The organism is Falsiroseomonas oryzae (assembly GCF_027856955.1).
In the GTDB taxonomy this organism is placed as follows: Bacteria; Pseudomonadota; Alphaproteobacteria; order Acetobacterales; family Acetobacteraceae; genus Falsiroseomonas; species Falsiroseomonas oryzae.
Genome location: NZ_JAPSMD010000352.1, coordinates 1 through 5573, shown reverse-complemented (window position 1 = coordinate 5573; position 5573 = coordinate 1). Strand labels below are relative to the sequence as shown.

Below are 5573 nucleotides of genomic sequence, written 5' to 3'. Positions count from 1 at the left end.
CCAGCCGCGCCAGGCATCCGCCGCCCCGGCGCGCCGTGCGGCGCCGCAGCAGCGCCAGGCCCAGGCCCGCCGGGTGATCCCGCCGCAGGAGCAGGCGCAGGCGGCGCTGCTGACGCCGGCGGTCGCGCGCGGTCTCTCCGCCGGTTACGGCACGCCGATCCTCCCGGTGTCCCTGTCCTCCGGCCTGTCCTGCGTGCCCTTTGCCCGCATGGCGACCGGGATGAACATCAGCGGCGATGCGCGCATGTGGTGGTACAACGCCGCGGGGACCTATGCCCGCGGCCAGCAGCCCGAGCGCGGCGCGGTCCTGGCCTTCATGCCCTCCGGCGGGATGAGCCGCGGCCATGTCGCGGTGGTCAGCCGCGTGGTGAATGCCCGCACCATCCATATCGACCACGCCAACTGGGCCGGCCCGGGCATCCGCCGCGGCACGGTGATGCGCGGCGTGACCGTGGTGGATGTCTCCGACCGCAACGACTGGACGGCAGTGCGCGTCCAGGTCGGGCACGACAACGACACCTTCGGCCGCACCTATGCGACGCACGGCTTCATCTACAACCGCGCCGCACCCGGTGGCCGCATCCTGACCGCCTCGGCCGGCGGCATGATGGAGGTGGCGGAGGCGCCGTCCCCGCATGTCGCGCTGCACATGCAGCTGGCCAGCGAGGCCTGGACGCGCTGACCCGTCCGGCGGCGGCGCAACCGGCGCCGCGCTCGTGCTATCCTTCCAGCCGTCGGCCTGACGCCGGCGCGGCGGAGGGCCAGCATGCACGACAAGCGACCCGACGGGGCCGAGCGGCTGATGCTCGCACCGGGCGACGATGTGCCCAACAATCCCCGCCTCCCCGTGCTGCTGCATCGCGCCGCCCTGCCGCCCGGCGACCCTGCGGTGGCGGAGGCGCTGTTCGCCCGCCACGGCTGGCCGCCGGCCTGGCGCAACGGCATCTACGACTTCCACCACTACCACCCCAATGCGCATGAGGCGCTGGCCATCGCGTCCGGCCAGGTGCGGGTGCGGTTGGGCGGCGAGTCCGGGGTGACGCTCGACCTCGCGGCCGGCGACGTGGTGGTGCTGCCAGCCGGGACGGGGCACCGCAACCTCGGCCAGTCGGCCGACCTGCTGGTGGTCGGCGCCTATCCGCCCGGCGCGCCGCCCGAGCAGCACACCGGCCGCCCCGGGGAGCGCGCCCGCGCCGATCGCGCGATTCCCGCCACGCCCGACCCGCCCTGCGACCCGGTGACCGGCGCGCCCTATCCGCAGGGCTGACGGGGCGTGGACGAGCTGACCTTCCACACCCGGCTGCACCGCGCGGGCACGATCCTCGACGTGGGCGCGCATGACGGGCTGCTGGCGCTGCCCCTCTCCCGCCTGCCCGGCGCCCGCGTGCTGGCCTTCGAGCCGCTGCCCGCCGCCTTCGCCCGGCTGCGCATGGCGGCGCTCGCGGAGTACGGCGCGCTGCCGCCGCATCTGGAGCTTCGGCCGGAGGCACTCGGCGCCACGCCGGGGGTGCTGACGCTGTCCGTCCCGGTGCTGGACGGCGTCGCGCAGGAGCAGTGGGCGAGCCTGGCCAAGGACTACGCGGCCTTCGACTCGGTCGGTGCCGAGACGCACGCGGTACCTGTCGTCACCGTCGATTCGCTCGGCCTGCACGACCTGCAGCACGTGAAGGTCGATGCCGAGGGCTACGAGCAGGAAGTGCTGGAGGGCGCGCGCGAGACGCTGCTGCGCTGCCGCCCCGTGCTGAGCCTGGAACTCGAGGAGCGGCACCGCGCCGGCGCGACGCGCGACGTGCCGGCGCTGCTGGCCGCGCTGGGCTACGAGACGCGGTTCTGGCTAGAGGGCGCCATGCAGCCGCTCGCGGCCTTCGACGCGGCGCGGATGCAGGTGGCCTCGCCCGACCCGGCGGTCTTCGCGGCCTCCGACCCCTATGTCTTCACCTTCTACGCCTGGCCCGCCGAGCGCGGCGCCGAGGTGCTGGCCGCCCTTCACGGATAGGGGCGCCGCGGGCAGGCTGGAGGCGTGGAACATTCCCCCCTCGCCTGGGTGCTGGCGCCGGTCGCGACGACGCTGATCGCGGGCCTCAAGGGCGCCTTCGGCGGCGGCTTCGCGCTGCTCGGCATCCCCCTGCTGGCGCTCGCCATGGACCCGCTGGAGGCCGGGGCGATGCTGGCACCGTTGTTCCTGGCGATGGATGTCGCGGCCTTCCGCTACTGGCGGCCGGGCACCTGGTCGAAGCCCGACCTGGCGGTGCTGATCCCCGGCCTGGCGCTGGGGGTCGCGATCGGCACGGCGATCGTGGCGCTGCTGGCGCGGCAGCATGTCGCACTCGCCATGGCGCTGGTGACGCTGGCCTTCGCGGCCAAGTATTTCATCGGCGGCGGCGAGGTGCGGCCGCGGCCGCGGCAGCCGGTGCGGGGGGTGCTGGCGGGCACGGCCTCCGGCATCACCACCATGCTGGCGCATAGCGGCGGGCCGCCGCTGGCGATGTACCTGCTGCCGCTGGGGCTGCCCAAGGCGCTCTATGCCGGCACCACCAGCATCTACTTCACCGCCGCCAACCTGCTGAAGGTCGGGCCCTGGCTGATGGCCGCGCCGCCCACCACGGAGACTTGGTGGATGATGGCCTGCTGCCTGCCCTTCTGCTGGCTCGGCGTCTGGGGCGGCTGGCGGCTGCACCAGCGGCTCGACCAGGCGCGGCTGTACTGGTGGTGCCACCTGCTGCTGGTGGCGACGGGGCTCAAGCTGCTGTGGGACGGCCTGGCCGGCTGAGCTCGGCGCGCAGCAGCACCACCAGGGCCAGCGCCGAGAGCGCGAAGCCCGCCGCGTGCCCGGCCTCCCATCGCAGGCGCCAGGCGGTCCAGTCCGGCGGCAGGGTGGCCGGGGTGGCGGCGGCGATCCGCGTGTTCACGGGCGCGACCACGGCCGCCCAGACGACCAGCGCCGCCAGCACCAGCCCGGCCGCGATCCAGGCGGCGCGCGCTTCCCGCGGCGCCCAGGACCGCCAGGCCAAGGCGGTGCAGGCCAGCGGCGCGCCGAGGTAGCCAATGGCGCCGGCCACGGCGAAGCCTGGATAGAGGGTCTGCTGCACCACCAGCCAGTCCTCCGGCGCCAGGCGCCACTTGCCCGGGATCTCCAGCACATGGCCGGCCGGGCCGACCAGGGCGAGGACCAGCAGCAGCAGCGCGGCGAGCCTCAGGGCCATGCCACCCCTCCCGCAAAGCCGCCGCCAACGCGGGCGCGGCCTGCGGGTTGCGGGCCCTCACACCGCGGCGGGCAGCCACTGCACCTGCGCGATGTCCTGCGCGCCGGCGGCCAGCATCGCCAGGCGATCGAAGCCGAGGGCGATGCCGGAGCCGGCGGGCATGCCGTGGTCGAGGGCGGCGAGGAAGTCCTCGTCCACCTCCCACCCTTCCTCTCCAGACACTTGCTTGCGGGCGTTCACGTCGCGTGTGAAGCGCAGGCGCTGCTCGGCGGGGTCGGTCAGTTCGTCGAAGGCGTTGGCGAGTTCCAGCCCGGCGACAAACAGCTCGAAGCGCAGCGCGGCCCGGGGGTCGGCGGGGTCGCGGCGGGCGAGCGCGGCCTGGGGGGCGGGCCAATGGGTCAGGAAGGTCGCGGTCTCCCGCCCGATCTGCGGCTCGATGTGGGTGAGCACCAAGTGGAAGAAGGCGTCCTCCCACCCCAGGCCCTCGGGCAGGTCCAGGCCGGCCGAACTTGCGGCGGCGTGGAGGGCTGCGGCGTCGCCCTCGGCGGTCGCGGGATCGACGGTGGCGAGGATGTCCAGGCCGCGGCAGTGGCGGCGGAAGGCCTCGGCCATCGTCAATCTTTCGAATGGCTTGCCGATGTCTGTTGAGACGCCGTGGTGGGCGACGCGGGCGGGCAGGACGCTGCGGAGAAAGGCCTCCGTCTCCTCCATCAGGCCGTCCAGGGACAGGCCGGGCGCGTACCACTCCAGCATGGTGAATTCGGGGGCGTGGCGGGGGCTGAGCTCGCCGTTGCGCCAGACGCGGGCGAGCTCGAAGACCGGGCCGGCGCCGGCGACCAGCAGGCGCTTCAGCGCCAGCTCCGGCGAGGTGCGCAGCCAGAGCGTGGCGGCGCGGCCGGCGCCGAGGTGCGGGCGGTATTCCGTGCGGAAGGCGCGCAGATGCACCTCCATCCCCGGGACGGGGACGAGGGCGGGCGTCTCGACCTCGGCATAGCCGCGGGCGGCGAAGAAGGCGCGGGTCTCCGCGGCGAGGCGGGCGCGGCGGCGGAGGAAGGGCAGCCGGGCGGCGAGGGAATCGGGGTGCCAGGAGGGTTGGGGCATGGACGACACGGGCCGGGAGGGGTTACGCGCCCGACCATGCCCGATGACGCGCTCCCCCGCACCCTGCGCAGCGCGCGCGACCTGGTGGCGGCCGGCCTGCTGGACCCGGCGGCGGAAGCCGCCATCGCGCGCCTGTCCGAGCGCTACGCCATCGCCGTGACGCCCGCCGTCGCGGCGCTGATCGAGGACCCGCGCGACCCGATCGGGCGGCAATACATCCCCGACGCGGCGGAGGCGGTGACGGCGCCGCACGAGATCGACGACCCGACGGCCGACGCCCCCTTCACCCCGGTGAAGGGCGTGGTGCGGCGCTATCCCGACCGCGCCCTGCTGAAGCCGCTGCTGGCCTGCCCGGTCTATTGCCGCTTCTGCTTCCGGCGCGAGGTGGTGGGACCGGATGGCGGGCTGCTGACCGAGGCAGAGCTGGAAGCCGCGATCGCCTGGCTGGCGGCGACGCCGGCGATCCGCGAGGTGATCCTGACCGGCGGCGATCCGCTGATGCTCTCGCCGCGGCGGCTGGGCTGGCTGATGGCGCGGCTCTCCGCCATCCCGCATGTGGAGATCCTGCGGGTGCACAGCCGCGTGCCGGTGGCCGACCCGGCGCGGGTGACGCCGGCGCTGGTGGCGGCGCTGGAGACCGAGAAGGCGTTCTTCCTGTGCGTCCATGCCAACCACGCCCGCGAATTCTCTGATCCGGCGGCGGAGGCGCTGCGGCGGCTGAACCGGGCGGGGGTGCCGCTGCTGGGCCAGAGCGTGCTGCTGCGGGGCGTGAACGACAGCGCCGAAGCCATTGAGGATCTGTTCCGGGCGATGCTGCGGCACCGGGTGAAGCCCTATTACCTGCACCAGCTGGACCCGGCGCCGGGGACGGCGCGCTTCCATGTGCCGGAGGCGGAGGGGCTGGCGCTGGTGCGGGGCCTGCGCGGGCGGCTGAGCGGGCTGGGGCAGCCGACCTATGTGCGGGAGACGCCGGGCGGCGGAGGGAAGGTGCCGGTGGGGTAGCGCCGCCACTTTGGCGCTGTGGGACTTTGGCGCTCTGGCCGGCTGCGCGTCGGCGGCTTCGGACAAATTCCCCGATCCCCCGGGTGTGGTACGGGAAAGGCTGACCGACCGGGCGGGTAATGGCGCGGGGTGTGGGCGGCGGTTTCGGACAAGGGGCTGACCTAGCTAAGGCTAGGACTGGGGTTCTGAAGCTTGTCCTAGGCCAGTCCAGTTGGCGAGGGTGGAGAGCAGACGGCGGGGTGGGGCGTAGTTGAAGCGCCATTCGCA

At 74.3% G+C, this 5573-nt stretch carries 7 protein-coding genes; 5 read left to right on the top strand and 2 right to left on the bottom strand.

The annotated features are described in order from the left end of the window. The 4 genes from OZN99_RS24095 to OZN99_RS24080 form a co-directional block, all read left to right on the top strand. Window positions 1-682, top strand: a 682-nt coding sequence (locus OZN99_RS24095) for a CHAP domain-containing protein (RefSeq protein ID WP_270937790.1), incomplete at its 5' end; no start/stop codon positions are given. An 84-nt stretch (window positions 683-766) separates the two neighbouring features. After that, window positions 767-1267, top strand: a complete 501-nt coding sequence (locus OZN99_RS24090; protein WP_270937789.1) for a cupin domain-containing protein — start codon at window positions 767-769, stop codon at window positions 1265-1267. Between the two features lie 6 nt (window positions 1268-1273). Next, window positions 1274-1996 (top strand): FkbM family methyltransferase, encoded by a 723-nt coding sequence (locus tag OZN99_RS24085; RefSeq protein WP_270937788.1) that lies wholly within the window; start codon window positions 1274-1276, stop codon window positions 1994-1996. A 24-nt stretch (window positions 1997-2020) separates the two neighbouring features. Next, window positions 2021-2770, top strand: coding sequence for a sulfite exporter TauE/SafE family protein (locus OZN99_RS24080; RefSeq protein ID WP_270937787.1), 750 nt, complete (start codon window positions 2021-2023; stop codon window positions 2768-2770). Here the strand turns inward: OZN99_RS24080 and OZN99_RS24075 are convergent. Next, window positions 2739-3203, bottom strand: coding sequence for a hypothetical protein (locus OZN99_RS24075; RefSeq protein ID WP_270937786.1), 465 nt, complete (start codon window positions 3201-3203; stop codon window positions 2739-2741). The two genes, OZN99_RS24080 and OZN99_RS24075, sit on opposite strands and share 32 nt — an antisense overlap. 57 nt (window positions 3204-3260) lie before the next feature. Continuing rightward, complete coding sequence (gene epmA, locus OZN99_RS24070; protein ID WP_270937785.1) at window positions 3261-4304, bottom strand: EF-P lysine aminoacylase EpmA; 1044 nt, start codon at window positions 4302-4304, stop codon at window positions 3261-3263. 36 nt (window positions 4305-4340) lie between these two features. Here epmA and OZN99_RS24065 point away from each other — a divergent pair, with 36 nt between their 5' ends. Continuing rightward, window positions 4341-5306: a lysine-2,3-aminomutase-like protein gene (locus OZN99_RS24065; protein WP_270937784.1), complete on the top strand. Its 966-nt coding sequence runs from the start codon at window positions 4341-4343 to the stop codon at window positions 5304-5306. The last annotated feature ends 267 nt before the right edge of the window (window positions 5307-5573 follow it).

What these genes read in the sequence shown, in the direction of transcription:
- OZN99_RS24075 (WP_270937786.1), bottom strand. Translation starts at nt 3,203, where the DNA reads ATGGCCCTGAGGCTCGCCGCGCTGCTGCTGCTGGTCCTCGCCCTGGTC.
- epmA (WP_270937785.1), bottom strand. Translation starts at nt 4,304, where the DNA reads ATGCCCCAACCCTCCTGGCACCCCGATTCCCTCGCCGCCCGGCTGCCC.
- OZN99_RS24065 (WP_270937784.1), top strand. Translation starts at nt 4,341, where the DNA reads ATGCCCGATGACGCGCTCCCCCGCACCCTGCGCAGCGCGCGCGACCTG.
- OZN99_RS24090 (WP_270937789.1), top strand. Translation starts at nt 767, where the DNA reads ATGCACGACAAGCGACCCGACGGGGCCGAGCGGCTGATGCTCGCACCG.